Origin of the sequence: Reichenbachiella ulvae (assembly GCF_025833875.1) — a bacterium.
Taxonomy (GTDB): Bacteria; Bacteroidota; Bacteroidia; order Cytophagales; family Cyclobacteriaceae; genus Reichenbachiella; species Reichenbachiella ulvae.
The window spans coordinates 3,636,591-3,663,037 of record NZ_JAOYOD010000001.1 but is presented as its reverse complement, the minus strand read 5'-3'; the positions used below and the strand labels follow the sequence as shown (position 1 = coordinate 3,663,037).

Genomic DNA, 26,447 nt, shown 5'->3' with positions numbered 1-26,447 from the left:
GAATATTATTGAACGGTGAAATACAGAGAATACAAAAACATTAATTACGCTGAAGTAGCGGATGAGATACTTGATTTTTGGAAGAAGAATGACATCTTCAAAAAGTCAGTCGATGAGAAAGAGGGTGCGGAATCTTTTGTGTTCTACGAAGGACCTCCATCTGCCAATGGAACCCCGGGTATTCACCATGTGATGGCACGTGCCGTCAAGGATATTTTCTGTCGATACAAAACGCTGAAAGGCTACCAGGTCAACCGAAAAGGTGGATGGGATACACACGGTCTACCTGTTGAGCTTCAAGTAGAAAAAGAACTTGGGATCACCAAAGAGGATATTGGTACTAAAATCTCAGTGGAGGAATACAATCAGAAGTGTCGTGAGGCGGTGATGAAGTTCAAAGACCAGTGGGATGACCTGACGGAAAAGATGGGTTACTGGGTGGATTTGGACGACCCCTATATCACCTTTGATAAGAACTATATGGAGACACTTTGGCATCTGCTAAAGAAGTTCTACGACAAAGGGCTCCTGTATAAAGGCTATACGATTCAGCCTTATTCTCCTGCTGCCGGAACAGGTTTGAGCTCTCACGAGTTGAACCAGCCAGGGACTTATCGTGATGTAAAGGATACGTCTATCGTAGCACAGTTCAAGGCAAAGAAAACTGCGGACAGCGAAAAATTATTTGAAGGAGACGAAGAGGTATTCTTCCTGGCTTGGACGACCACTCCATGGACCTTGCCATCCAATGCGGCACTTGCAGTAGGAAAGAAGATCACTTACGTAAAGGTAAAGACCTTCAACCCCTATACCTTCAAGCCAGTTTCTGTCATAGTGGCTAAAGATTTGATGGGCAAATTCTTTTCGGAAAAAGCCAAAGAGGTAGCCTTTGACGACTACAAAGAAGGAGATAAGTTGATTCCATGGGAGGTGAAAGCTGAGTTTAGCGGTGAAGATTTGGTTGGGATGCCCTATGAGCAACTGATGCCTTATGTGACCAATGCTGAATTAGAAGAGAAAGCTTTCAGAGTTATACCTGGAGATTTTGTATCAACTGAGGATGGTACGGGGATCGTACACATTGCACCAACTTTTGGTGCGGATGACTTTTTTGCTGCCAAGCAAGCAGGTGTACCTGCAGTGTTAGTAACTGACGATAGTGGAAAAGAAGTGCCGCTTGTAGACAAGCAAGGACGCTTCGTTAATGAAGTAACCGATTTCGCTGGTAAATACGTGAAGGCGGAATATTATGATGATTCGGTAACTTCTGACAAAGATTTTAAACCAACGGATGTGCTGATCGCCATCCAGTTGAAAGAAGAAAATAAAGCCTTCAAAGTAGAGAAGTATGAGCACAGCTACCCACACTGCTGGAGAACTGACAAACCTGTACTTTACTACCCGTTGGATTCCTGGTTTATCAAGACTACAGCTTTTAAAGATCGATTGGTAGAGCTGAACAATACCATTAACTGGAAGCCAGCTTCAACAGGCACAGGTCGATTTGGCAACTGGTTGGAGAATTTGGTTGACTGGAACCTGTCTCGTTCGAGATATTGGGGTACGCCATTACCGATTTGGATCTCGGAAGATAAGTCTGAAGAAAAATGCATCGGCTCCATAGCAGAGCTTAAGGCGGAAGTAGAAAAATCCATTGCTGCAGGGTTTATGACTGAGCAGATTGGTGATGATTTTGATCTCCATAGACCTTATGTAGATGAGGTTGTGTTGGTGAGTGAGAGTGGGCAGAAAATGCTGCGCGAACCGGACTTGATCGATGTATGGTTCGATTCTGGGGCTATGCCATATGCTCAATTCCACTTCATGGGAGATGACCCTAAAGCAGATGAAAGAGCCAATGGAGGTCTCAAGGATGTATATCCAGCGGATTTTATTGCAGAGGGCGTGGATCAAACCAGAGGTTGGTTCTTTACGCTTCATGCGATCGCAGGGATGCTTTTCGATCAGGTATCCTTCAAAAATGTAATTGCCAACGGTCTGGTATTGGATAAGAACGGTAACAAAATGTCTAAGAGATTGGGCAATGCCGTAGATCCATTTGAGACCTTGAAAAAATATGGCCCGGATGCTACGAGATGGTACATGATCTCTAATGCCAATCCCTGGGACAACTTGAAATTTGATATCGAAGGAGTAGCAGAGTCTCAGCGTAGATTCTTTGGTACCCTTCAGAATACTTATTCCTTCTTCGCGCTCTATGCCAATCTGGATGGTTTTACCTTCAGTGAGGAGGCGATCCCAATGGACCAGCGTACAGAGAGTGATCGATGGATCATTTCTAAACTTAATACTTTGATCAAGAAGGTAGATGAGGCTTTTAATGAATACGAGCCAACACGTGCTGCCCGTCTGATTCAGGATTTTGTAATCGATGATTTGAGCAACTGGTATGTTCGTCTGAACAGGAAGCGTTTCTGGAAAGGGGAGTACAATGAGGACAAAAGGGCTGCTTATCAGTCGCTTTATACTTGTTTGAAGACCGTTGCGAAACTGGGTGCGCCGATTGCTCCATTCTATTTGGATAGATTGTACTCTGATTTGAATGCGGTGTCTTCAAGTGAAAGCCATGAGTCTGTTCACCTATCGGATTTTCCAGTGGCAGATGATTCGTGTATAGATGCAGAGTTGGAGGCACGCATGGATATGGCTCAGAAGATTTCTTCTTTGGTGCATTCCTTGCGCAAAAAGGAACGATTGAAAGTACGTCAGCCTTTGGCTAAGATCATGATCCCGGTACTTAACGAAAGTACTGAATCACGTGTCAATGCAGTAAAGGATTTGATCCTGAATGAGGTGAATATCAAGGATATTGAGTTTTTGGACGACACTTCAGGTGTTTTAGTGAAGTCTATTAAACCAAACTTCCGTAAGTTAGGTAAGGAATATGGTCCGCGCATGAAGGACGTGTCTCAATTGATCAATGGTTTTGGTCAGGAAGAGATTGCTACCATCGAGAAGAGTGGATCGATTCAGGTGGATTTGGCCGGTGATACTATCACCTTGACGTTAGAGGATGTAGAGATCGCTTCACAGGATATCCCTGGATGGTTGGTAGCCAGCGAAAATGGTTTGACTGTTGCTCTAGATATCAACTTGACTGATGAACTGAAGCAGGAAGGCGTAGCGAGAGATTTGGTCAACCGTATTCAAAACTTACGTAAGGATAAAGGCCTGGAGGTTCAGGATAAGATTAAAATCCAGTTGAGCAGTAGCGAAGAAATAGTGAAATCTGCAGTGGCTGCCTTCAACGATTATATATGTGTCGAGACACAAGCAAAAAATCTGGCTATGGCAGATAGCCTGGATGCTGGAGAGGAGTTGGACATAGATGAATTGAAAATCAAAGCGCACATCGAGGTGAGTGCTTAAATATAGAATGTAGATTGATGAAATATTATAAGTACTTTTTGATCAGTATCGGGATTATCGTGCTGGATCAGGTGGTAAAGATGCTGGTTCACTTTAATATGGATATGGGTGTCAATGGTCAGATTCAGATCCTGGGTGATTTTTTCAAACTGCACTATTTGACCAATCCGGGTATGGCCTTCGGTATGAAATTAGGAACAGCTTATGGTAAGTTGTTTTTGACTTTGTTTCGATTGGTCGCTATGGTGGGTATTAGTTATTATCTCTTCACTTTGATCAAAAAGGAAGCGCCAGTAGGTTTATTGATCTGCATTGCGTTGATCCTTGGAGGTGCGATAGGCAATGTGATCGATAGTACATTTTACGGCATTTGGTTGGACAATGCACCATATGACGCGCCGACTCCATGGTTTTATGGTCAGGTAGTGGATATGTTCTACATTGATATCTGGGAAGGTAGGTTGCCAGATTGGATTCCTCTGATGGGAGGGAAGTACATGTCGCTTTGGCCTGTATTCAATGTGGCGGATGCCTCGATATTTGTAGGGGTGGCTATTATTCTCGTTTTCCAAAAGCGGTTTTTCCTTTCAGAAAATAAAAGTGAAGAATCTACAGAAGAAGTAGGGGTGACTGAGTAATTTATTTCTCAAGACAAAATATTGTAAGCGCAGAGAGATCTGCGCTTTTTTTGTGCCACATCAAAAATACGTCTTTCGTGGAATGTCAGAAATACGTGTGCCTTTCGAAGCATTTACCTTCTTAGCACTTGACATCTTTAAGTTTATTTTGGTCTGAAAAATTGAAATAATCGATCTATGAAAACAAATAGTTTATTGTTACTCTCCGTTTTATTGGTTAGTTGTGCAATTGAAAAAACAAATGAACAGCCTTCGACCTTAGAACAAGATCTCCAAGGTACATGGCAATTGATTTCTCAAAGCATTATTACTGAGGACTCCGTGATTAGGGATTTTACTGGGGATTTGGAAGGAATTAAAATAATTAATAATAGCCACTTCACTTTTTTTCAGCATGACAAAGATAGTCTGAATCGATATTCCTCTGGGGCTGGTCAATATGTGCTTGAAGGCAATCGATACGTAGAATTTTTGGAGTACTGCAGTGCTAGAGAATGGGAGATGCACAAGTTTGAATTTGAAGTGGAGATAAGAAATGATACTTTAATTCAATCAGGAGTAGAGAAATTACCTGAGGTTGGGGTGGATAGAACCTTAGTGGAAGTATATGTGCGAAGTAAAGCTGAAAACCGAAGAGTCCCGATCTTAGGAGAAATTGAAGCAAAAAACTTGCTCTGGTTTGATGAAAAGGGGACTGCCAGTATTGAGGGAGTAGCCAAGTTCAAAGGTAGAGATGGTGAGATCCACTTTGGAGAACAATTTGCGATCGAACTCATGCCATACAGTCGATATACTGAAGAACGTTTAGATCGTATTTATGGTAACAGTCAGGCAGGTTCGGTTTATGTTCAAGATGGAATCCCTAGTTTTATTCCTGATCCAGCCATCTATCACAAAACGATCAAGACCTATTGCAAGGATGATGGTAGTTTTGAGTTAAATGATTTGCCTAAAGGAGAGTATTTTGTGATTGCTTTTATGTTATGGGAAGATGAAGGGCTAAAAGGTGGTGGAGTGATGAAGAGAATAGAGCTGATTAGGGATCAAAAGCAGAAAATTAAAATGTTTAATTATTGAAAAAGAACATTATATCAAGAATTGATAGAGTGTTTCTTCTTAAACTCTATAGATATTCTCGATATTGTTTTTGGTTTTGATCGATATAGTTAAATATGTTGTATCTGTTTTTTCGCAGAAAACATGCCTATCTCTCTCCATAGGCAGATTGTAAAAATCCTTTCAAATCGCACAATACGTTTGAAAATCTAATAACCGCATATACGGTTTTCAAATAAAAACTATTGCTTCTATATTTGTCGTCTCATAAATTAAAATTGATGTGATGGACAAATTTTCCTATATCGCCAATGCCCACACCAACGTCATTGACGATATGTACCAATCCTACAAACAGGATCCCGACTCTGTAGATGTTAGCTGGCAGAGGTTCTTCGAAGGATACGACTTTTCACTTACCAAGTATGGAGAAAATGGAGTGGCTCAAGCTCCGGTATCTAATAAGGAGATAGCTGTGCGTGATTTGATCCATGCCTATCGTTCGCGAGGGCACCTCAAATCGACCACTAACCCCGTAAGAGACAGAAAAGACAGAGAGGCAAGACTTGAAATCGAAGATTTTGGTCTGACCAAAGCGGACTTGGATACTGAGTTCGAATGTGGCAACCTAATCGGTATAGGTAAAGCCAGCTTGAAGAAAATTGTCGAATCCTTAAAGAACATTTACACCGGCAGTGTGGGATTCGAGTACCTGTACATCCGTAAACCAGAAATCGTAGACTGGTTCAAGGAAAAGGTAGAAAAAGATGCATTGAATTATGCACCATCCATCGAAGAGAAGAAGCAGATTCTCTCAAAGTTGAACGAAGCTGTAGTTTTCGAAAACTTTCTGCACACCAAATATTTGGGTCAGAAACGTTTCTCTCTTGAAGGAGGAGAAACTACCATTCCGGCACTGGATGCTTTGATCAATAGATCGGCAGATCTAGGTGTAGAAGAAGTGGTAGTAGGTATGGCTCACCGTGGACGTCTCAACGTACTGGTGAACATCATGGGTAAAACCTATGAGCAGGTTTTCAACGAGTTCGAAGGTTCATTTGCTCCAGACCAGACCATGGGAGATGGTGATGTGAAATATCACATGGGCTTCTCTTCTCAGGTAACCACTCCATCAGGCAAACAAGTCAACTTGAAATTGGCTCCTAACCCTTCTCACCTGGAAGCAGTAAATCCGGTGGTAGAAGGATTCGTTAGAGCTAAAATTGACAACTTATATAAGGACAGCAATAAGGCACTTCCGATTTTGATTCACGGGGATGCTGCATTGGCTGGACAGGGCATAGGATACGAACTGATCCAGATGTCTAAGCTAGATGCTTATTCGACTGGTGGTACCATCCACTTTATCATCAACAACCAGGTTGGATTTACCACTGATTTTGATGAAGCGAGATCTAGTATCTATTGTACGGATTTAGCGAAAACAGTCGATGCGCCTGTTCTTCACGTGAATGGGGATCATCCTGAATCTGTGGTATTCTGTATGAATGTTGCAGCAGAATACAGACAAAAATTCCAGGGCGATATCTTCATCGATATGGTTTGCTACAGACGTCATGGACACAACGAGTCTGACGAACCGAAATTCACTCAGCCTTCACTTTATAACATCATCTCTAAACATCCGAACCCACGTGAGATCTACAACAAACGATTGATCGACCGTGGAGATGTAGACGCTAACCTGGCGACTTCTATGGATAAGGAGTTCAAGGCTCAGCTACAGGATCGCCTGAACATGGTGAAGCAGGAAAAATTGCCTTATGTGTTGCAGCAGAGTGAGAAGGAATTCTCAGAAATGAGATTGTCAAGACCTGAGGATTTTGATGAGTCGCCGGATACGTCTATCGATATGTCTTTCATCGAGAAAGTAGGAAAGGCAATCACCTCTGTCCCTAAAGGGTTCAAACCTATCAAGCAGATCGATAAGGTGCTGAAGCAGCGTAAAGAGATGTTCTTTGAGAAAAAAGAATTGAACTGGGCATCGGCAGAGCTTTTGGCTTATGGCTCATTATTATTAGAAGACAAAGTAGTAAGAATGTCTGGTCAGGATGTGAAGAGAGGGACTTTCTCTCACCGTCACGCAGTGGTCAGAGACTCTAATACGAACGAACAATACAACTTCCTTAATCACCTGGAAGGTGGTGAGCACAATGATTTTAAAATCTACAACTCGCTTCTTTCTGAGTTTGGTGTACTTGGATTCGAATTTGGATATGCCATGGCTGATCCGAATGCGGTAGTGATTTGGGAAGCACAGTTTGGTGATTTCGCTAATGGTGCACAAGTAATGGTCGATCAGTTCATCTCGTGTTCTTATACCAAATGGAGAAGAATGAATGGGTTGGTTCTCCTTCTACCTCATGGATACGAAGGTCAGGGACCGGAGCACTCCAACGCACGTCCAGAGAGATACTTGCAGTTGGCATCAGGTAACAACATGTATATCTGTAACCTGACAAAGCCATCCAATTATTTCCACATGATCAGACGTCAGCTGGCTATGCCATTCCGTATGCCGTGTATTTTGATGTCGCCAAAGTCATTGTTTAGACATCCTTTGGTAGTATCTAAGCTGGAAGAATTTACAGATGGTAAATTCCAGGAGGTAATCGGCGATGACTATGTAGATTCTAAGAAAGTGAAGAAAGTCTTGTTGTGTACTGGTAAGGTTTATTTCGATCTGCTAGAAAAGCAGCAAAAAGACAAGCGCAAGGATGTTGCAATCATTCGCGTCGAGCAGCTACACCCATTCCCTAAGAAGCAGGTAATGGCTGAGCTGGATAAATATGACGTGAAGACTGTTCACTGGGTACAGGAAGAGCCCGAAAATATGGGGGCCTGGTCATTTATCTTGAGATCATTCAGAGAAGTGAAGAAAGATGTGATTTCCAGAAAGGCAGCTGCATCTCCAGCGACCGGATTTGCGAAAGTCCACAAACAAGAGCAAGAAGCCATCATTACGGAGGCTTTCTCTTAATTAATCATCGAAACAAAATATTGAATACATAGAAATATGATTGAGGTAAAAATACCAACGGTTGGCGAGTCGATCACGGAAGTGACGATCTCCCAATGGACCAAACAAGACGGGGACTACGTCGAAATGGACGAAGTGATCTGTGAATTAGAATCTGATAAAGCAACTTTCGAACTGAACGCTGAGGCTGCTGGTGTGCTAAGCATCAAAGTAGAAGAAGGTGAAACCATCGAGATCGGAACCATCGTGTGTACCATTGATGATTCTGCTGTAGAAGGTGCCGGATCATCTGCTCCAGCTGAAAAAGAAAGTGCGCCTGCCGCGGCTCCAGCTTCATCTGGAGGAGGGAAAACAGGTGAAATATATGAAATGATTGTGCCTACCGTCGGCGAGTCGATCACTGAAGTGACCGTAGGTTCTTGGGTGAAAGAAGATGGCGATATGGTAGAGCTGGACGAAATCATCGCTGAAATCGAGTCAGACAAAGCAACTTTCGAACTCACTGCTGAGGCTCGAGGTATTCTAAATATCGTAGCGCAAGAGGGAGATACTATCGAAATTGGTGGTATGATCTGTAAGATCGAAGTGGTAGAGGGAGATGCTCCAGCTGCGGCTTCATCGTCTAGTGCCCCTGCTGCATCTGCTTCATCAGAGAGTGAAGACAACTATGCTGCGGGCCATCCATCACCTGCTGCAGCCAAGATTTTGGCAGAGAAGGGAATCGATGCTTCTCAGGTAAAAGGAACTGGAAAAGACGGTCGCATCACCAAAGAAGATGCGATGGCAGCTGAGAAATCAGCTCCTAAGAAAGAGGCTCCAAAAGCTGCACCAGCTAAAGAAGCAGCTCCTGCTGCTCCAGCAGTGGGCGGTACGCGTGAGCAAACCAGAAAGAAACTGACTCCATTGAGAAAGACAGTTTCGAGAAGACTGGTGTCTGTGAAGAACGAAACGGCGATGTTGACTACCTTCAATGAGGTAGACATGAAGCCAATCATGGACTTGAGAAAGAAATACAAAGATGCATTCAAAGACAAGTACGAAGTAGGTCTTGGATTCATGTCTTTCTTCATCAAGGCTTCTTGCATGGCGCTCCAGGAGTGGCCAGCAGTCAATGCCCAGATCGATGGAGATGAGATCGTGTACAACGATTATTGTGACGTATCGATTGCTGTTTCTGCTCCTAAAGGATTGGTTGTTCCAGTGATTAGAAATGCCGAATCTCTTTCTTTCAATCAGATTGAAAGCGAAGTAGTTCGCCTGGCGAAAAAAGCAAGAGATAACAAGCTCAGTATCGACGAGATGCAGGGTGGTACCTTCACTGTGACCAACGGTGGTATCTTTGGTTCTATGCTTTCTACTCCGATCATCAACGCGCCACAGTCGGCTATCCTCGGTATGCACAATATCGTAGAGCGCCCGGTAGCGATCAACGGACAGGTAGAAATCAGACCGATCATGTACTTGGCTCTATCATACGACCACAGAATCATCGACGGCCGTGAGTCAGTTAGCTTCCTGGTCAGAGTAAAGCAACTGCTTGAAGATCCAGCGCGTCTAATGTTAGGCATATAAATAGATATTAGAACCTAGATTCTAGACGCTAGATTTCTAAAATCTAGTATCTAGAGTCTAACTACTAAACAAACATGAAATACGACATAACAGTAATCGGATCTGGCCCTGGTGGGTATGTTGCAGCTATCAGATGTGCTCAGCTGGGGATGAAGGTCGCGATCATCGAAAAATATAATACACTGGGTGGTACTTGTCTCAATGTAGGCTGTATTCCATCCAAAGCTTTGTTGGACTCTTCGGAGCACTTCCACAATGCAGAGCATACCTTCAAGGAGCATGGAATCGATATCCCTGCCCCAAAGGTGAACTTCAAACAAATGATTGCTCGCAAGGGCGATGTGGTGAAGCAGAACGTAGAGGGGATTGCTTATCTGATGAAGAAAAACAAAATCGATGTTTTCAACGGTCACGGATCTTTCGTGGACAAAAACACGATCAAAGTAGCAGGCGAGAAGGAAGAAACCATTTCTACTGACAAAGTGATCATTGCGACGGGGTCTAAGCCTTCTTCATTGCCCTTTATAGAGATCGACAAGAAACGTGTGATCACCAGTACAGAAGCATTGGAGCTGAAGGAAGTGCCTAAGCACATGATCATCATCGGTGGTGGTGTCATTGGGTTGGAATTAGGTTCTGTCTATGCGCGATTGGGATCAGAGGTGTCTGTGGTAGAATACTTCGATCGCATTATTCCAGGTATGGATAGCACTATGTCTAAGGAGCTGACTAAGTCACTCAAGAAGCTGGGTATGAAGATCTATACTAAGCACAAGGTGACAGAGGTGAAAGGAACAGCTAAAACTGTAACGGTAAAAGCCGATACACCAAAAGGTGAAGTGCTGGAGCTAAAAGGAGATTATTGTTTGGTGTCTGTAGGTCGAAGAGCGTATACAGATAAACTAGGCCTGGAAAACGTAGGAATCACTACTGACAAGGCTGGTAGAATCGAAACAGATGCTCATCTGAAAACTAATGTTGACAATATCTACGCCATCGGTGATGTGGTGAAAGGAGCGATGCTCGCACACAAAGCAGAGGAAGAAGGCGTATATGTAGCAGAAGCCATCGCGGGTCAGAAGCCACATATCAACTACAATCTAATCCCAGGTGTAGTATATACCTGGCCGGAAGTAGCAGGTGTAGGTCAGACCGAGGAGCAGTTGAAGGAAGAGGGACGTGCATACAAAGTAGGTTCTTTCCCATACAAGGCACTTGGTCGTGCCAGAGCAAGTATGGATACCGATGGTTTGGTGAAAATCCTGGCAGACAAGTCTACAGATGAAATTTTAGGTGTTCACATCATAGGTGCGAGAGCAGCTGATATGATTGCTGCAGGCGTTACTGCGATGGAGTTCAGAGCTTCTGCAGAAGACGTGTCACGTATGTCACATGCTCACCCGACCTATATGGAAGCAGTGAAAGAGGCATGTCTGGCAGCTACAGACAGCCGTCCATTGCACATGTAAGACTTTAGAGTTGAAAATGTGAAATTCACAGAGAGCCCCACGACCCGACAGTCTGGGGCTTTTGTTTTTAACATCTAGAATCTAGTGTCTATTATTACTTGCCAATCGACCCCATCACTCGGCCCATGAATTCATTGAGTGCTTCTTTTTCGGGCTTACCATTTTTAATTTCTTTGTTGACCTCTAAGGCACCGTACATATTGGATAGCAATTCGCCGATTACTTCCAGCTCTTCGTCTTTGATACCTTTGGCGTCAGCCATGTGCTCTAAAAATTCGATGGTTTCGTTGACCCAGTCCTCATCGTTTTCTTTGATAAATTCTAGTGAGTGTTTTATGATAGGTAATCTCATTTGTTCTTTCTTTTAATATTATGGCGCAATATTAAGCAGAGCATACTATCAAGCCCTATAAGAATTATCGATATTTATGATGATTCGATAAGTTTTGAAGATGAGGTTTTTAATCATCGCTTACAAGATAATCAAGCGCCTCCTCCTTGGTGTTGAAAGGCTTTAATCCACGGCTTCCGCCTATCGCATTGTATCCTTGCAATAGTACTTTTTTGATGCCACTGATTCCGATACATGCACTTTTGGTAGACTTTGCTTTATAGATTTTGTCTCTGCTTTCCTGCGCGAGTTTCATGTAATCTCGACTACCAAAAGCATGGGTGTAATCAAAGAGCATGAGTACATGAGGGTCAGGGAGGCTCAACACATACTCAGTCGTTTGACGAACCATATCGAGCATGTCATCTTTGTTGCTGCAGCCTTCATAGTCTATGAATACAACTTTTTTGGATTGGTGTGAGAGGGTAGTAATTGGCATAGTCTTTCGGTCTTTTCTTTCTAAAATTTAAGCTTAAATCATGAAACAAAAGACTTTTTTGACAGCAGATGTCCAATAATAGGCTCTGTAATTCTGAATTAATTAGGGCTGATGAGATATTCAAGCGCCTCTTCTCGAGAGCTGAAGGGAGCTAGCCCTCTGGTATTGGTGATGGCATTATATACATGCAGCAAAACTTTTTTCGCCGCATTGAGGCCAAAACAGGCGCTTTTGAGGTTTTTTACCTTGTACACTCTTTCCCTGCCCTCTTGAGCGAGTTTCATATATTCCTTACTGCCAAAGGCCAGAGAGAAATCAAAAAGTACGCGAATATCTTTGTCCGGGAATGCCAATAAATAATCAGTTGTTTCCTTGACCACATTGAGCATGTCCTCTTTCTTGTTGCATCCCTCAAAATGAATGAAAACGATCTTTTTTTCTTTGTAAGTAATGGTGGTGACAGGCATTCATGATGTATTTGACATGAAATTAGGGAAAAAACTTTCAAAATCATGAGTTCTACTAGTCGCCTTTTTAACTCATTGGTGATAATCAGAGATTTAGCTCCCTTAAAGTCCTGACAATTATTTATCTAAGAAAAAGATTTAAGCTATATTTGCGGACTTTTTAAATAATGCGGACGTGATCCGCGCACATTTAACATTATAAAATAATGGCAGTAAAAATTAGATTGGCCCGAAGAGGTCGAAAAAAACAACCGATCTACGACGTAGTTGTAGCGGACGCTCGAGCGCCACGTGATGGTAAATTTATCGAGAAGTTAGGTTCATTCAATCCAAATCACCACCCTCCATTGGTAGACATTGATAGAGATGGCGCATTGAAGTGGTTGTTGGATGGAGCTGTACCTACAGAGACAGCCAAAAAAATCCTTTCTGAGCAAGGCGTAATGTACAAAAAACACTTGCAGGTAGGAGTAAACAAAGGTGCGATCACTCAGGAAGATGCAGACAAGAAATTCGATGCATGGTGGAGTGAAAAAGAAGCTAAAGTACAAGGTGCTGCTGACTCATTGGCTAAAACACAAGCTGCTGAGAAGAAAGCAAAACTAGAAGCGGAAGCTAAAATTTCTGCAGCTAGAGCTGAAGAAATCGCTAAGAAAAACATCGTTGTTGAAGAAGCAGAGGCAGTAGAAGCTGCTGAAGCAGAAGGTGGCGAAGAGGCGGCTGAAGAAGCGCCAGCAGCAGAGGCAACTGAAGAGGCGCCAGCTGCAGAAGCGGAAGCACCTGCTGAAGAAGAAAAGAAAGCAGAGTAATCAGTCAATGAAAGTCGAAGATTGCTACCAATTGGGTTATGTGATCAAGACGCATGGATTGAAAGGGGAGATTCAGGTCTTTTTGGACGTGGACAACCCACTCGACTATCAAGATTTGGAATCAGTGTTTGTCAAACAAGGCAACGCACTGGTTCCATTTTTTTTGGAGTATATTCAGGTCAATCCTAAGAAGTCTATCACCAAATTCGAAGAAGTAGATACCATAGAAGATGCGGAACGACTGGTGGGTCAGGAGCTGTATCTGCCGCTCAATGCCCTGCCTGAATTGCCGGAAGGAGAATACTACTATCATCAGCTAGTGGGCCTCATGATGGTCGAAGATGGTAAGGAACTGGGAGTGGTAGATCAGGTTTATGAAATTGCTCCACAAAACCTGCTGTCTATCATTCATCAAGGCAAAGAAGTCATGATTCCGATCAATGATGAGATCATTCGTTCGGTGGATTTTGAAAAGCAATGCATAGAGGCGAAATTGCCTGAGGGCTTACTAGACGTATATCTGGAAGAAGATGAGGATTGATATCATTACATGCATACCGGAGATGTTTACGGGTACCGTAGACCAGAGCATATTGAAGCGTGCGGCTGACAAAGGGTTGGCGCATATCCATGTGCACAATCTGCGAGACTATGCCATTAATAAGCACAATCAGATCGATGATTATGCCTTTGGTGGGGGAGCCGGTATGGTGTTGATGATCGAGCCGATAGACAAATGTATCTCCGAATTGAAGGCCCAGCGCGACTATGACGAGGTGATCTACATGAGTCCTGATGGTGAACTGCTGTCGCAGAATATATCTAATGAGCTGAGTCTTCACAATAATATCATCCTGCTGTGTGGACACTACAAAGGTGTGGACGAGAGGGTGCGAGAGTATCTCGTAACCCGTGAGATCAGCATCGGTGACTATGTCTTGACAGGAGGGGAATTAGCTGCCGCAGTGGTAGCGGATTCAGTGATTCGATTGATTCCTGGTGTGATGAATGACGAGACATCTGCACTGACGGATTCTTTTCAGGACAATCTGGTGGCGCCCCCTGTGTATACAAGGCCAGCCGAATACAAAGGTTGGAAGGTGCCGGAGGTACTTACCTCAGGACACACGGCCAAGATAGAAGACTGGCGCTTTGATCAGGCAGTGGAGCGAACTCGAATGAAAAGACCCGATTTACTGGGCAAGGATAGCGAAGTATAGATCTTGAGGCGGTTTCTGCCTCGATGGATTTAAATTAACGGATGAATGAAGCCCTGTAGGTAAAAAGTTCAGAATTTCAGTAATTTATATCCCAAAGCTTCTTTATTCTTTCAATAATATTTTCCTATATTTGCAGTCCGATTTTTGAGACGGCATAAAAAGCTAATACAATGAGCGAGTTAATAAAACTTATCGAAGAAGAATATAAAGGGAGAAGAGATGCATTTCCTTCTTTCGGACCTGGCGATACTGTAAATATCCACGTAAGAATTACTGAGGGTAACAAGGAGAGAATCCAGCAGTTTCAAGGAACAGTAATGCAGAGAAAAAACTCTAGCAGTAACGGTGAGACTTTCACTGTAAGAAAAATCTCTAGTGGTATTGCTGTAGAAAGAATTTTCCCAATCTTGTCTCCAAACATCGATAAAATCGAAGTATTGAGAAAAGGTAAAGTGAGAAGAGCGAGACTTTACTACTTGAGAGGTAGAAAAGGTAAGGCTGCAAGAATCAAAGAGAAACTTTAATTCTAGGGCTTTCAAGAAATTTGAAGCCATTCGTCTCGAACGAATGGCTTTTTTTTTAGCCAACCGGGCTCCCGGTTTTTCGTATCTAACCTGAAGTTTTCTTAGTACTATGTCTGTTGATTTCTACAAATATCAGGGCACGGGCAATGATTTTATCATGATTGATAACCGTGACAAAGCACTCAGCCATGAGGTGGAGTGGATTGCTCAGCTATGTAACCGCCGAACTGGCATAGGAGCCGATGGCTTGATTCTGATAGAGAATCATGACAGTCTGGACTTTGACATGGTCTACTTCAATGCTGATGGGTCGCAGAGCCTCTGTGGCAATGGCAGCCGCTGTGCCGTTAACTTTGCCCGCTTTCTGGATATCATCGGAGACGAAACTCGCTTCAATACGATAGATGGAGAATATGCCGCTACGATCGAAGATGGGATCGTGCACCTATGCATGAAAGATCAGGTAGCTCCAGAAAGATTCGAAGATCATTATTTCCTCAACAATGGATCGCCGCATCACATCCTATTCGTAGAGCGTGCTGCTGATGCACCTGTCAAAAAGCAAGGTGCGACCATTCGCTACTCTGAGCAATACAAGCCTGCAGGTACCAACGTCAACTTTGTGGAGATCATCAATCAGCACGAGGTGTTCGTGCGCACCTATGAGCGAGGAGTGGAGGACGAGACGCTTTCCTGCGGAACAGGGATCACCGCTTCGTGCCTGGCCTCTGCAGACAAGGGCCTGATGAGTCCCATCAAGGTGCAATCCAAGGGTGGAGAGCTACAAGTCCAATTCAAAAAGAACAACGGCGGCTTTACCGATATCAAATTGATTGGGCCCGCTGTGCAGGTGTTCAAAGGATCGGTGGAGGTTTAGATGCCATGGTTTCAAGTTTGCAACTTGTCTACTGGATCAGCTCATAGTCTAATAGGCTCTTAAGCCCTGCATATTGCCTAGCCAAGGCTGTTCCTGATTTGCAATCAGGAACCATCTATCGTAGGATTTGTAATCCGATATTCATAATCTCATTATTTCAAGGACGACTCAAATTGAGAGGCCCTTTTCTGATTCCATAAAAGTCTCCCGCACTGCTCATGAGGTATTCTTCTTCTTTGGCTACTATGCCAGCTACTACAGGGTTGGCATGAATGTAATCTACTTTGGATTCAAAAAACTGCTTGCTCAATACTTCCTCTCCATGATAACCTTCATTCCAAAACCATATACGGCCCTCGGTGCTTAGGCTCATTAGCAGCCATTCGCGTCGGCTTTCTTTGCTATTCTCCTGTATAGATTTGTATATTTTCTTAGAGGTAAATTTTTTGAAATCCCGAATGATGTCGCTGAGGTTTTCATCTTGTGCACGTAGCATCAGATGACAATGGTTGCTCATGATTACCCAAGCATAAATCTCCAGCCCCTTATAGGTCTGGCAGTGACGCAGGCTCTCCAGTAAAATCTCTCGATAATGTGGCCGAGTAAATACGTCCACCCATTGATGTACAGTGAAGGTGACAAAGTGCATGGCACCCTGGTCCCTGATAACATATGCATGTCCCATATCTTTGATAAAAGCGGATTACAAATCCTACGATCTTTCTTTCGACATTGCAAATGTCGAAAAGCACTATGATAGATGGTTCCTGATTGCAATTAGGAACCATCTATCAAACCTTAATCTATCCCAACTAATTCCTCCACGGCTTTGCCCTGGCGGCTGGTGAGGAGGCGCTTGTATTTGTCGATCAGGGCGTTGAGCTGCTTCACAACGGTGTGGTAGGGCTCTGCTCCATTCTCGATGGTGTGATAGCTGGCGATCACATCTCGTAGGCGGTAGTAGAGTGGGCGCATTTTGTTGCGCTGCTCGCGTACGCTTACGACCTCTCCTGCGCTATTCTCCTCGGTGCGGTTCAGGAAGAGGTCCGAAAAATCGTCATTCGCCTCCTGCAGCTTAGTCTTCCATCCCTCGAGGTTTAGCTCGGTGATGGCCGCAGACAGGGCGGATTCACTTTCCCAATCGAGCAGCATGCTGTTGATGCCTGCCGTTTCGCTCTGGTAGTTTTCGCGTGCCAGACCACTCCCGCCGAACTGATCCAGATGCTTGAGCAGCACCTCTGCATGCCTGCGCAGTTCCTCCTCGTAGTGATAGGTGAAGCCGGTCACGATCGAATTGATCCCTACCAACAGCTGATCGCGCAGGTCGTCGGCTGCCTCCATCTGGGCCGTCAGTTTGCTGCCCTTTATAGGATTGAGCAATTGGGTTAGCTGGTCGTTTTCGGTTTTGAGGTTGGTGTAGGCTGTGTCGACCTTCATGGCCACAGGGTCCTTGCGCTCGACCAGGGTCAGTACATCGCTCATAAATTGTGCGAACTCAGGGTTGCGCAGATTACTAAGTGTTATTCCATCTAGCATAGTTTAAGTTTATTTGGTGAAAAAATATGTTTACATAACTGGGTTCATGCAAATCAGAAAAGGACTGCTCCGTGATCTGCATGAATGTCGAATCAGCTCCTACAGCTTGCAGGGGCTTTGCATGAACATCGGATGAGTCGCTGCAACTTGTTTGGTGTTTGCATGAGCTCATGCATCCTTCCTGCAACTTGCAGGAGCCTTGCATGAAGCCATGATTTGTCCCTGCAGGTTGCAAGGACCTTGCATGAAAGAGGATCTTATGCCAGATAATGGCATGATAGAAATCTATACTGTCGAAAAAAATGCTGCTGAAAAAATGAGAGTAAAGGGGAACTGAATAACAGTCCTGAAAGGGATAGCCGGTTGGTTTCATAGTTTCTAAGATATAAAAACCGACGGAAACATACAAGTGTAGATGAGGGCAGCGGAGATTCCCTGTCACCCTGAGTTAATCGCCCGCCTGCCGGATCGGGTAGGAAGGGCTGAACAGGAAGTGCCGTTGGTTTCCGCGTCATTCCGACAGAGCGCAGCGACGAGGAATCCGGTTCGAAGAGCAGAGCAGATGGCTAATCTTGCTGCCATCAGAACACAAGCGGCACAAGCGGACGCCTGTCTGCCGACAAAGGCAGGCTTGCGCCATTACCTAATCGTCCTCGTCTCCAGACGAGGATGCCATGTTTCTAAGTTTGTAACTTGATATTACTGCTCGCTGATCTGACTATCTGTTTTGTCGTAACATTCGGAATATCCCTTCATAAAAGCCGTTTTCGCATCTGGCCAGTTCATGGCAGTATCGATGATTATTACGGTTAATAATCCTAGTAAGAAAATATCACGTCTCTTTTGGTCAACTTCTTTTTCATGTTGGTATATGTTTTTTGGTTGCTAATCAATCAAAACTGCTGTACGAGTATCACTACAGCCAGCCCACCAAAGATAAAAGCCCAGTACTGCATCTTGATCCAAAACAAGCTGTGGTTAGGCTCCAGGAGCAATTCTTGTCCGGTGGCCTTGTCGATCAGTACCTGTGGTTCTTTGCTGTTCCACTTTTTGCCCATGATCCAGCTAAAAGCTGCAGTGATTAAAAATGCCGCGACCAATGCGAAATCAAACTGCTCCTTGGGTAAAATGCCAGAGAGGATTAATACCGAAGCAATCAAAACTAAAATGGAAAGGACACCCCTTCCAGACCATACTATCATAGTAATTCATTCTTAATGGTTGGCCTACTTCGCTTTTAGGTCTCTTTTCGGCTTGTTCGGACCGTGTTTCTTTAACTCAACAAATACCAAATGAGCCCCAGGAGTACTAGACTTAATAAGATGCCTAAGAAGATTTGTTTTTTAATAGCCTTATGTTTTTGTTCTCGAAGTTTGACTCTTCGAGCCTCCAGCTCTTCAGGACTAGCCTCTTTAAAGGTCAATTTGGTTCTGCTGCTACCTGGTCCTTTTTGCGAGAAGTTGGATCGGTTTTTTAGATAATCTCTGTTCTGATTGGCACTTTGTTGTCCAGATTTTACGAATCCAATACCAGCTCCCATATTTTATTAATTTAGGCTTACAACTATTCTTTTAGCACACTCATTTAGGATGTGCAATTCCTCTCAAAACAAATGCGTGCTGGAAACAGGCTGCTGACACCTGTTTGGTGCTCCCAAACTAATTTATCGGAGCGAGACTTCCTAATATGGGCTGTATCGGATTACAAATCCTACGATAGATGATACGACATTACAAATGTCGAAGAGCGCTAAAAGTACAACCAAATCGTCCTCGTCGCAGGTCAGTGCTATCGCACTAATCTACTCTGTCGGAGTGACGCTGTTAGCACTTTTCACCTACCTCCGGTAAGCAGGCTTTCAAACTTTGAACTTTCCACTTTCCGCTAGCGAGCAGCGCTCGCCTCTGCCAATTTGTCTAGAAAGCAGCTTTGGCAAGGTTTTGACTGAGGCAGGGAGGCAGGTCTGAATTTCTTTCCGTTTGCCCCGGATTAAAAGATGATTAGATAGGCCAGAAGTAAAAAGAAATTAAATTTACGACTTCATCGTAGAGGAGTGTATTTTTGCCTCTCGAAATGAAGCAAATAGCCCCGCGGGGTGTAACCATTTAGATTGTATGTTGAATTTATTGACCAAAGGCATAGCGAAAGTATTCGGAACGAAAGCAGACAGGGATTTGAAAGAGCTGTTGCCTTATGTAGATCTGATCAATGCAGAATATAAAAAGCTCGCTAGCCTGTCGGACGACGAGCTCAGAGGAAAGACACAGGAGCTGAAAAGCCGAATCGCTGCTTACCTCAAGGATATAGATGACAAAATCGCTGCGCATCACGCCGAAGTAGAAGCCAATCCAGACATGGACCTTCACGAGAAGGAAGCGGTATTTGCCAAAATAGATAAGCTGACCAAGGACAGAGACCAGGAGCTCGAAAAAGTGCTCATGGACATCCTACCAGAGGCCTTTGCAGTAGTGAAGGACACAGCGCGTCGTTTGACTGAAAACGAAAAGCTAGTCGTGAAGGCCACTATGGAAGACAAAGCCATGGCCGCCAAGAAGCCACACGTCGAGATCGACGGAGATACTGCCATCTGGCACAACAAGTGGAACGCCTCGGGTGTTGAGGTCGTCTGGAAGATGGTACACTACGACGTGCAGCTGATCGGGGGTGTGGTACTGCACCAGGGTAAGATCGCCGAGATGATGACTGGTGAAGGTAAAACCCTTGTGGCGACTCTACCTGCCTTCCTCAACGGTCTGTCGGGACAGGGTGTACACGTGATTACGGTCAACGACTACCTGGCTAAAAGGGATAGTGAGTGGAATGCACCACTTTTCGAATTCCACGGCTTGACAGTAGACTGTATCGATAAGTATCAGGCCAACTCTCCAGAGAGAAGAAGAGCCTACGGTTGCGATATCGTATATGGTACGAATAACGAGTTTGGTTTTGACTACCTGCGTGACAATATGGCGCGTCACCCAGACGAGCTGGTACAGCGCAAGCACCACTTTGCCATGGTCGATGAGGTCGATTCCGTATTGATCGATGATGCCCGTACCCCGTTGATTATTTCTGGTCCGATCCCTAAAGGTGACGAGCACGAATTCTACGAACTGAAACCAAGAGTGGCCAAGCTGGTAGAGGCACAGCGCAAGGAGGTATCTAACTTCCTGAATGAAGCCAAAAAGAAAATAGCTGCAGGAGACGAAAACGAAGGTGGACTGGCACTGTTCAGAGCCTTTAGAGGTTTGCCTAAATACAAGCCTTTGATCAAATACCTATCCGAAACGGGTATTCGTCAGATCCTGCAAAAGACAGAAAATATATACCTGGCCGACAACCAAAAGTTGATGCCAGAGGCCGACGAGCCACTATACTTTACCATCGACGAAAAGACCAATGGTATCGAGTTGACTGATAAGGGGATCGACCTGATCACGGGTTCGGGTGAGGATCCGGATTTCTTTATCCTCCCGGATATCGGAACAGAGATCGCACGCCTCGAAAACGATAGCAGCTTGTCAGAGAGTGATATGCTGCATCAGAAAGAGTCATTGGTGAGAGACTACTCAGCCAAAGCCCAGCGCATCCACTCTGTCAACCAATTGTTGAAGGCCTACTCACTGTTCGAGAAAGATACGGAATACATCGTAGTAGATGGCAAGGTGCAGATCGTAGATGAGCAGACGGGTCGTGTGATGGAAGGTCGCCGATACAGCGACGGACTACACCAGGCGATAGAGGCCAAAGAAAATGTGAAAGTAGAGGATGCGACGCAGACTTATGCGACTGTGACTCTGCAGAACTACTTCCGTATGTATCACAAGCTGGCGGGTATGACCGGTACAGCGGAGACCGAAGCGGGCGAATTTTTCGAGATCTACAAGCTCGATGTGATCGTGATCCCGACTAACCGTCCGATCCAACGTGACGACAAGGAAGACATGGTTTTCAAAACCATGAGAGAGAAATTCAATGCAGTAGCTGATGAGATTGTGAACCTGACCAAACAGGGTAGACCTGTGCTGGTAGGTACTACCTCGGTAGAGATCTCTGAGCTGGTGAGTAGGATGCTGAAAATGAAAGGCATCGAGCATCAGGTACTGAACGCCAAGCAGCATGCGCGCGAGGCAGACGTGGTAGCCAAGGCAGGACAGCCAGGTACGGTGACCATCGCTACCAACATGGCGGGTCGTGGTACGGATATTAAGCTGACCAAAGAATCGATGGAAGCGGGTGGTCTCGCCATCATCGGTACGGAGCGTCACGAATCCAGACGTGTCGACAGACAGTTGAGAGGTCGATCAGGTCGTCAGGGTGATGTGGGTTCTTCGCAGTTCTTCGTGTCATTGGAGGATAACCTGATGCGTCTATTTGGATCGGAAAGAATCGCCAAGATCATGGACCGTCTGGGACTGGAAGAAGGCGAGGTGATCCAGCACAGCATGATTACCAAATCCATCGAGAGAGCACAGCGCAAGGTAGAGGAAAACAACTTTGCGACTCGTAAGCACCTGCTGGAGTACGATGATGTGATGAACTCGCAACGTGAGGTGATCTACTCGAGAAGAAAGAATGCCCTATTCGGTGAGCGTCTCGGTCTGGATATACTCAACATGATGTATGATACTACGGAGGAGCTCGTGTCTGGCGCCAAGGGTATGAATGATTATGAAAGTTTCAAGCTGAACTGTATCAGTACGCTTGGCCTGGATACTAAGATTTCTGAAGAAGATTTCTTAGGCAAGGCAGAGGGGCAGTTGGTAGAGGATGTATTTGCTGAGACGATCGAATCTTACAGAACGAAAAACAAATCATTGGCTGAGCGAACCATGCCGGTGATGAAGAATATACTCACCACGCGTGGAGCTACTTTCAAGGATATTCAGGTGCCATTTACCGATGGTCAGAAGCAGATCAATGTAGTAGCCAACCTGGAGAAGACAGTAGAGACAGAAGGCAAGGAGCTGATCAAGCAAATGGAGAAATTGATTGCACTGGCGATCATCGACCAGAGCTGGAAAGAGCACCTGCGCGAAATGGATGACTTGAAGCAGTCCGTTCGAATGGCGGTTCACGAGCAGAAGGATCCATTGTTGGTCTACAAGTTCGAGTCTTTCAACATGTTCAAGCAGTTCTTGTCTAGAGTCAATGAGGATACCGTTTCCTTCCTGACTAAAGCAGAGATCCCCGTTCAGGATCCTGAAGAAGTACAAGAGGCGAGACGTCAGCGTGCCGCTCAGAACTACAAAGAGAGTAAAGAGGAAACAGGTTCTGCTCTAGGTGGAGGTGGTCAGGCCAATGCCAACCGAACTGCTCCGGTAGAAAAGACCGCTCCTATCAAGTCGGACAAAGTATATGGTCGAAACGATCGCGTGAGCGTACAGTATGCAGACGGTACAGTCAAGAAAGACGTGAAATACAAGAGTGTCGAGGCAGATGTGGCTAGTAACAATTGCGTGATCATAGAGAATTAATTTTTTAAATTATCTTTAGTGTTTTGAAAAACTATTCATTTAATCCCCTTACAGTGTTCCCTATCATTACCGTAGCAGCTTTGCTTCAGTTTTGTGCACCTACTGCATCCACATCTACCAGCAGTAGCAGCTATAGCGAAGACCTGTCTGTCTACAGAAAGTCTTATGATGAGGAACCAGAAGAGGAAAGCACAGAGGAGGAGTCAGCAGTAGTGGTGCCCAAGGTAGATGTGGAGCCCACTCACGACATCAGCGCAGAGCTGGATAGCGTGACCAACCTTCTTTTGGAATCCAAAAAGGATGTGCATTATGTGGATGGTTTTTCAATTCAGATCTACAGCGGCAATGACAGAGACAAAGCCAATGACTACAAAAGTAAGGCTTACGAGCTGTTGGAAACCCAAAGCCCTCGTGTGATCTACGAACAGCCCAACTACAAAGTACGAGTGGGCGAGTACTACACCAAGCTAGAGGCCAATAAAGATTTCAACCTTCTCAAGAACAACTTCTCCCGAGCCGTACTCATCCCTTCAAAAATTAGAATTAGTGACTGAGGCTCTTCTGTTTTTTGAGTTGGAGCCTTGACTTCTTTGCTTACTTTCTTTGTCAAGAAATAAAGTAAGGGTAATTGGATTGTACAAAAGTGGATATTCAGTTTTTGACTTGGATGAAGGTCTTGAAAGGCTAGTTATTTAGGCCTACATCACTCATCTAATAAATTCTAAAATGTAAGCTGTCTTTGATTTGATAAGATTGTGAGTCGTTCAATAATCCTGTCGTTTTATTGTCATACGTTTAATTATTCGTACAATTATTAAATCCAATCAAGGCTAAAGGCTTAAATTGCTTAACTTGCCGAAAATTACCTATGGATTTAATCAATAAGATAAAATCGCTCTCCAAAGCATATCATGAAGACACGATTGCCAATCGTAGACACCTTCATGCCCACCCGGAGCTTTCTTTTGAAGAAACCGAAACAGCCAAATATGTGGTTGACTATTTGGAGAAGTTAGGAGTGAAATACAAATCAGGTATTGCAGGCAATGGCATAGAGGCCATCGTGGAAGGCAAAAATCCTGAAAAGAAAATAACTGCACTAAGAGGTGACATGGATGCGCTGCCTATCAAGGAGCAAAGCCTGAAGCCCTATAAGTCAAAAAATGATGGCGTGATGCACGCCTGTGGTCACGATGTTCATACCTCTTCTTTGATGACCTGTCTGCGTATTTTGCATGAATTGCGCGACGAGTTTGAGGGGACTGTCAAGTTTATTTTTCAGCCTGGCGAGGAGGTGTTCCCCGGTGGAGCTTCCTTGATGATTAAGGAAGGGATACTCAAGAATCCTAAGCCTACTTCCATTTTTGGGCAGCACGTGATGCCATTGATTCCAGTGGGTAAGGTGGGTTTTCGCTCTGGCATGTACATGGCCAGTGCAGACGAAATCTATGTGACGGTACGAGGAAAGGGAGGTCATGGTGCTTTGCCAGAGCTTTGCGTAGACACTGTGTTGATAGCTTCACATATCATCGTCGCATTGCAGCAAGTAGTGAGCCGTATGGCCAGCCCAAAAGTACCTAGCGTACTGACCTTTGGAAAGGTAGAGGCCAAAGGAGCTACCAATGTGATTCCTGATGTAGTGAAGATCGAAGGGACCTTCCGCACACTAGACGAAAAGTGGAGAAAAGAAGCGCATGTCAAAATGAAGAAGTTGGCAGAAGGCCTGGCAGATTCTATGGGTGCGCAGTGCGACTTCAATATTCAGGTAGGTTATCCATTCTTAAAAAATGAACCTGAGCTAACAGCCAGAGCCAGATCTGCAGCTGAAGATTATCTGGGAGCTGAAAACGTAGTAGACCTAGATGTATGGATGGGTGCAGAAGACTTTTCCTACTATTCTCAAAAAGCAGATGCCTGTTTCTACCGCTTGGGTACTCGAAACGAAGAAAAAAACATTGTTTCGGCGGTACATACCCCTACTTTTGACATAGATGAGGACGCATTAGAGCTAGGTCCGGGATTGATGGCTTATATTGCCCTCAACGAACTCTCACAATGAAATGATCGGGTCATTTCATGTGAGAATTGATATTCAACGATACGCATGAAACCAAAGAAAGCCATCAGTCTGTTGCTAGGACCCCTGCTGTTTTTAGTGGTCTTGTTCGCATTGGATCTGAAGGGGTTATCTGATGAGGGGCGAGCCGTTCTGGCTGTGACCTGCTGGATGGGAGTCTGGTGGATGACAGAGGCCATTGCCATAGAAGCCACCTCGCTGCTTCCGATTGTTTTGTTCCCTATGACGGGGGCTGTAGAGATGAAAGCAGCTACCTTTCCTTATGCACATCCTTTGATATTCCTGTTTCTTGGAGGTTTTTTGATTGCTTTGGCGATAGAGAAGCATCACTTGCATACCCGTATAGCGCTCAATATTATTCACAAGATAGGGACCAATCCTGCTCGGATTATTCTGGGTTTTATGATTGCGACAGGTTTTCTGTCCATGTGGATTTCTAATACCGCTTCCACGCTGATGATGGTGCCTATTGCACTGTCAGTTATTAGCAATTTGCAATCTGAAAAAAGCTTTTCGAAGGCGCTGCTGCTTTCTGTCGCCTATTCCGCTTCTATCGGAGGTATGGCAACTTTGGTGGGCACTCCGCCTAATATTGTTTTCGCTGGAATGGTCAAGGATACTTTCGGAGTAGAGATCAGTTTCTTCGAATGGATGATGTTTGGTTTGCCATTTTCGGTTTGCATGATATGGCTGACCTGGTGGTTGCTGACTCGATTTCTTTTTAGACTAGATCAGTCAGCCTCAGAGGATCTAGGTATCAAAGAGAAGAAGGAAGCCTTAGGCGCTCTGTCTACCAATGAGAAGCGTGTCTTGGCTATCTTTTGTTTCACAGCTTTTTGCTGGATCAGCAGGACCTATTTGCTCAATTTTTTCATTCCCCGTCTCAACGACACGATGATTGCCATTGCAGGAGGTCTGTTGCTTTTCATTGTTCCTGATTCGGATGGTAAAAAGCTATTGAGCTGGTCTGAAACAAAGAAGTTGCCCTGGGGTGTATTATTGTTGTTTGGTGGAGGATTGACGATCGCCAGCGCTTTTGTGAAAACGGATTTGGCCCAATGGATTGGTGATGGCATGAACAGTTTGGAAGGCATGTCTTTGGTGCTTTTGATTTTTGTAGTCGCTGCTCTGGTCAATTTCCTGACCGAGTTTACTTCCAATGTTGCCACTGCCAGTATGGTCTTACCCATTTTGGCTGCTTTGGCTCTTGCTGTAGGGATTCACCCCTATTACTTGATGGTAGCTGCTATATTGGCAGCCAGTTGCGCCTTTATGTTGCCAGTAGCCACTCCGCCCAATGCGATAGTTTTCGGCAGTAAAAAGCTCTTGATGAGAGATATGATTAAAACTGGCGTTTGGCTCAATTTCATTTCTATCCTTTTGATCGGTCTTTTCGTTTACTTTATTATGCCTATGATCTGGGATTTGGATATGAAAGATTTTACATCTAGTATAGGGATGTAATTTCGGTTCTATCCTTTTCTTTTATCTTTATCATTAAATA

22 protein-coding genes are annotated in these 26,447 nt (G+C 44.5%); 15 read left to right on the top strand and 7 right to left on the bottom strand.

Features of this window, described 5'->3' with window-relative positions:
• Positions 1–15: 15 nt before the first annotated feature.
• From ileS to lpdA, 6 genes are all read left to right on the top strand, one after another.
• Entirely contained in the window at positions 16–3,390 is a 3,375-nt protein-coding gene (gene ileS / locus N7U62_RS14715) for an isoleucine--tRNA ligase (RefSeq protein WP_264138753.1), read from the top strand.
• Positions 3,391–3,407: 17 nt separating this feature from the next.
• Entirely contained in the window at positions 3,408–4,028 is a 621-nt protein-coding gene (locus N7U62_RS14710; protein WP_264138751.1) for a lipoprotein signal peptidase, read from the top strand.
• 177 nt (positions 4,029–4,205) lie between these two features.
• Entirely contained in the window at positions 4,206–5,105 is a 900-nt protein-coding gene (locus N7U62_RS14705; RefSeq protein ID WP_264138750.1) for a lipocalin-like domain-containing protein, read from the top strand.
• Between the two features lie 265 nt (positions 5,106–5,370).
• Positions 5,371–8,085, top strand: a complete 2,715-nt coding sequence (locus N7U62_RS14700; protein ID WP_264138748.1) for a 2-oxoglutarate dehydrogenase E1 component — start codon at positions 5,371–5,373, stop codon at positions 8,083–8,085.
• A gap of 36 nt (positions 8,086–8,121) precedes the next feature.
• Positions 8,122–9,657 carry a 2-oxoglutarate dehydrogenase complex dihydrolipoyllysine-residue succinyltransferase gene (gene odhB, locus N7U62_RS14695; protein WP_264138747.1) on the top strand — a complete coding sequence of 512 codons (1,536 nt, stop codon included), beginning with the start codon at positions 8,122–8,124 and terminating at the stop codon, positions 9,655–9,657.
• Between the two features lie 74 nt (positions 9,658–9,731).
• Positions 9,732–11,126: a dihydrolipoyl dehydrogenase gene (gene lpdA / locus N7U62_RS14690; protein WP_264138746.1), complete on the top strand. Its 1,395-nt coding sequence runs from the start codon at positions 9,732–9,734 to the stop codon at positions 11,124–11,126.
• Between the two features lie 94 nt (positions 11,127–11,220).
• Here the strand turns inward: lpdA and N7U62_RS14685 are convergent, their stop codons facing one another.
• From N7U62_RS14685 to N7U62_RS14675, 3 genes are all read right to left on the bottom strand, one after another.
• Complete coding sequence (locus N7U62_RS14685; protein ID WP_264138745.1) at positions 11,221–11,478, bottom strand: DUF6952 family protein; 258 nt, start codon at positions 11,476–11,478, stop codon at positions 11,221–11,223.
• A 109-nt stretch (positions 11,479–11,587) separates the two neighbouring features.
• Positions 11,588–11,956 (bottom strand): hypothetical protein, encoded by a 369-nt coding sequence (locus N7U62_RS14680; RefSeq protein WP_264138744.1) that lies wholly within the window; start codon positions 11,954–11,956, stop codon positions 11,588–11,590.
• A 98-nt stretch (positions 11,957–12,054) separates the two neighbouring features.
• Positions 12,055–12,423: a hypothetical protein gene (locus N7U62_RS14675; RefSeq protein ID WP_264138743.1), complete on the bottom strand. Its 369-nt coding sequence runs from the start codon at positions 12,421–12,423 to the stop codon at positions 12,055–12,057.
• A gap of 206 nt (positions 12,424–12,629) precedes the next feature.
• On the opposite strand from N7U62_RS14675, the gene N7U62_RS14670 reads away from it, so the two are divergent.
• The 5 genes from N7U62_RS14670 (at position 12,630) to dapF (ending at position 15,853) form a co-directional block, all read left to right on the top strand.
• Positions 12,630–13,232 (top strand): 30S ribosomal protein S16, encoded by a 603-nt coding sequence (locus tag N7U62_RS14670; protein ID WP_264138742.1) that lies wholly within the window; start codon positions 12,630–12,632, stop codon positions 13,230–13,232.
• Between the two features lie 7 nt (positions 13,233–13,239).
• On the top strand, positions 13,240–13,773 hold the full coding sequence (rimM, locus tag N7U62_RS14665; RefSeq protein WP_264138741.1) for a ribosome maturation factor RimM: 534 nt from the start codon (positions 13,240–13,242) through the stop codon (positions 13,771–13,773).
• Positions 13,763–14,452: a tRNA (guanosine(37)-N1)-methyltransferase TrmD gene (gene trmD / locus N7U62_RS14660; RefSeq protein WP_264138740.1), complete on the top strand. Its 690-nt coding sequence runs from the start codon at positions 13,763–13,765 to the stop codon at positions 14,450–14,452. Before rimM ends, trmD begins: the two co-directional genes overlap by 11 nt.
• Positions 14,453–14,622: 170 nt before the next feature.
• Positions 14,623–14,976: a 50S ribosomal protein L19 gene (gene rplS, locus N7U62_RS14655; protein ID WP_264138739.1), complete on the top strand. Its 354-nt coding sequence runs from the start codon at positions 14,623–14,625 to the stop codon at positions 14,974–14,976.
• A 109-nt stretch (positions 14,977–15,085) separates the two neighbouring features.
• Positions 15,086–15,853, top strand: coding sequence for a diaminopimelate epimerase (dapF, locus tag N7U62_RS14650; RefSeq protein WP_264138737.1), 768 nt, complete (start codon positions 15,086–15,088; stop codon positions 15,851–15,853).
• Positions 15,854–16,010: 157 nt separating this feature from the next.
• On the opposite strand, the gene N7U62_RS14645 is transcribed toward dapF, so the two are convergent.
• The 4 genes from N7U62_RS14645 to N7U62_RS14630 all read right to left on the bottom strand — a co-directional run bounded on the left by N7U62_RS14645 (position 16,011) and on the right by N7U62_RS14630 (position 18,929).
• Positions 16,011–16,538 (bottom strand): REP-associated tyrosine transposase, encoded by a 528-nt coding sequence (locus N7U62_RS14645; protein WP_264138736.1) that lies wholly within the window; start codon positions 16,536–16,538, stop codon positions 16,011–16,013.
• A gap of 113 nt (positions 16,539–16,651) precedes the next feature.
• On the bottom strand, positions 16,652–17,335 hold the full coding sequence (locus N7U62_RS14640) for a DUF6261 family protein (RefSeq protein WP_264138735.1): 684 nt from the start codon (positions 17,333–17,335) through the stop codon (positions 16,652–16,654).
• 947 nt (positions 17,336–18,282) lie between these two features.
• Positions 18,283–18,591, bottom strand: coding sequence for a hypothetical protein (locus N7U62_RS14635; RefSeq protein ID WP_264138734.1), 309 nt, complete (start codon positions 18,589–18,591; stop codon positions 18,283–18,285).
• Positions 18,592–18,662: 71 nt separating this feature from the next.
• A complete protein-coding gene (locus N7U62_RS14630; RefSeq protein WP_264138733.1) occupies positions 18,663–18,929 on the bottom strand; it encodes a hypothetical protein in 267 nt (88 codons plus the stop codon).
• A gap of 574 nt (positions 18,930–19,503) precedes the next feature.
• On the opposite strand from N7U62_RS14630, the gene secA reads away from it, so the two are divergent.
• The 4 genes from secA (at position 19,504) to N7U62_RS14610 (ending at position 26,407) form a co-directional block, all read left to right on the top strand.
• Positions 19,504–22,866: a preprotein translocase subunit SecA gene (gene secA / locus N7U62_RS14625; protein ID WP_264138731.1), complete on the top strand. Its 3,363-nt coding sequence runs from the start codon at positions 19,504–19,506 to the stop codon at positions 22,864–22,866.
• Positions 22,867–22,889: 23 nt separating this feature from the next.
• Positions 22,890–23,420 (top strand): SPOR domain-containing protein, encoded by a 531-nt coding sequence (locus tag N7U62_RS14620; RefSeq protein WP_264138730.1) that lies wholly within the window; start codon positions 22,890–22,892, stop codon positions 23,418–23,420.
• A 314-nt stretch (positions 23,421–23,734) separates the two neighbouring features.
• A complete protein-coding gene (locus tag N7U62_RS14615; RefSeq protein WP_264138729.1) occupies positions 23,735–24,925 on the top strand; it encodes a M20 metallopeptidase family protein in 1,191 nt (396 codons plus the stop codon).
• Positions 24,926–24,970: 45 nt separating this feature from the next.
• Positions 24,971–26,407, top strand: a complete 1,437-nt coding sequence (locus N7U62_RS14610) for an SLC13 family permease (RefSeq protein WP_264138728.1) — start codon at positions 24,971–24,973, stop codon at positions 26,405–26,407.
• Positions 26,408–26,447: the final 40 nt, after the last annotated feature.

Coding starts and splice junctions, on each gene's coding strand:
- secA (WP_264138731.1), top strand. CDS start 19,504: ATGTTGAATTTATTGACCAAAGGCATAGCGAAAGTATTCGGAACGAAA.
- N7U62_RS14630 (WP_264138733.1), bottom strand. CDS start 18,929: ATGGGAGCTGGTATTGGATTCGTAAAATCTGGACAACAAAGTGCCAAT.
- N7U62_RS14670 (WP_264138742.1), top strand. CDS start 12,630: ATGGCAGTAAAAATTAGATTGGCCCGAAGAGGTCGAAAAAAACAACCG.
- odhB (WP_264138747.1), top strand. CDS start 8,122: ATGATTGAGGTAAAAATACCAACGGTTGGCGAGTCGATCACGGAAGTG.
- N7U62_RS14705 (WP_264138750.1), top strand. CDS start 4,206: ATGAAAACAAATAGTTTATTGTTACTCTCCGTTTTATTGGTTAGTTGT.
- N7U62_RS14675 (WP_264138743.1), bottom strand. CDS start 12,423: ATGCCTGTCACCACCATTACTTACAAAGAAAAAAAGATCGTTTTCATT.
- N7U62_RS14645 (WP_264138736.1), bottom strand. CDS start 16,538: ATGGGACATGCATATGTTATCAGGGACCAGGGTGCCATGCACTTTGTC.
- rimM (WP_264138741.1), top strand. CDS start 13,240: ATGAAAGTCGAAGATTGCTACCAATTGGGTTATGTGATCAAGACGCAT.
- N7U62_RS14685 (WP_264138745.1), bottom strand. CDS start 11,478: ATGAGATTACCTATCATAAAACACTCACTAGAATTTATCAAAGAAAAC.
- N7U62_RS14700 (WP_264138748.1), top strand. CDS start 5,371: ATGGACAAATTTTCCTATATCGCCAATGCCCACACCAACGTCATTGAC.
- lpdA (WP_264138746.1), top strand. CDS start 9,732: ATGAAATACGACATAACAGTAATCGGATCTGGCCCTGGTGGGTATGTT.
- N7U62_RS14635 (WP_264138734.1), bottom strand. CDS start 18,591: ATGATAGTATGGTCTGGAAGGGGTGTCCTTTCCATTTTAGTTTTGATT.
- N7U62_RS14610 (WP_264138728.1), top strand. CDS start 24,971: ATGAAACCAAAGAAAGCCATCAGTCTGTTGCTAGGACCCCTGCTGTTT.
- N7U62_RS14680 (WP_264138744.1), bottom strand. CDS start 11,956: ATGCCAATTACTACCCTCTCACACCAATCCAAAAAAGTTGTATTCATA.
- N7U62_RS14640 (WP_264138735.1), bottom strand. CDS start 17,335: ATGAGCGATGTACTGACCCTGGTCGAGCGCAAGGACCCTGTGGCCATG.
- trmD (WP_264138740.1), top strand. CDS start 13,763: ATGAGGATTGATATCATTACATGCATACCGGAGATGTTTACGGGTACC.
- N7U62_RS14615 (WP_264138729.1), top strand. CDS start 23,735: ATGGATTTAATCAATAAGATAAAATCGCTCTCCAAAGCATATCATGAA.
- dapF (WP_264138737.1), top strand. CDS start 15,086: ATGTCTGTTGATTTCTACAAATATCAGGGCACGGGCAATGATTTTATC.
- rplS (WP_264138739.1), top strand. CDS start 14,623: ATGAGCGAGTTAATAAAACTTATCGAAGAAGAATATAAAGGGAGAAGA.
- N7U62_RS14710 (WP_264138751.1), top strand. CDS start 3,408: ATGAAATATTATAAGTACTTTTTGATCAGTATCGGGATTATCGTGCTG.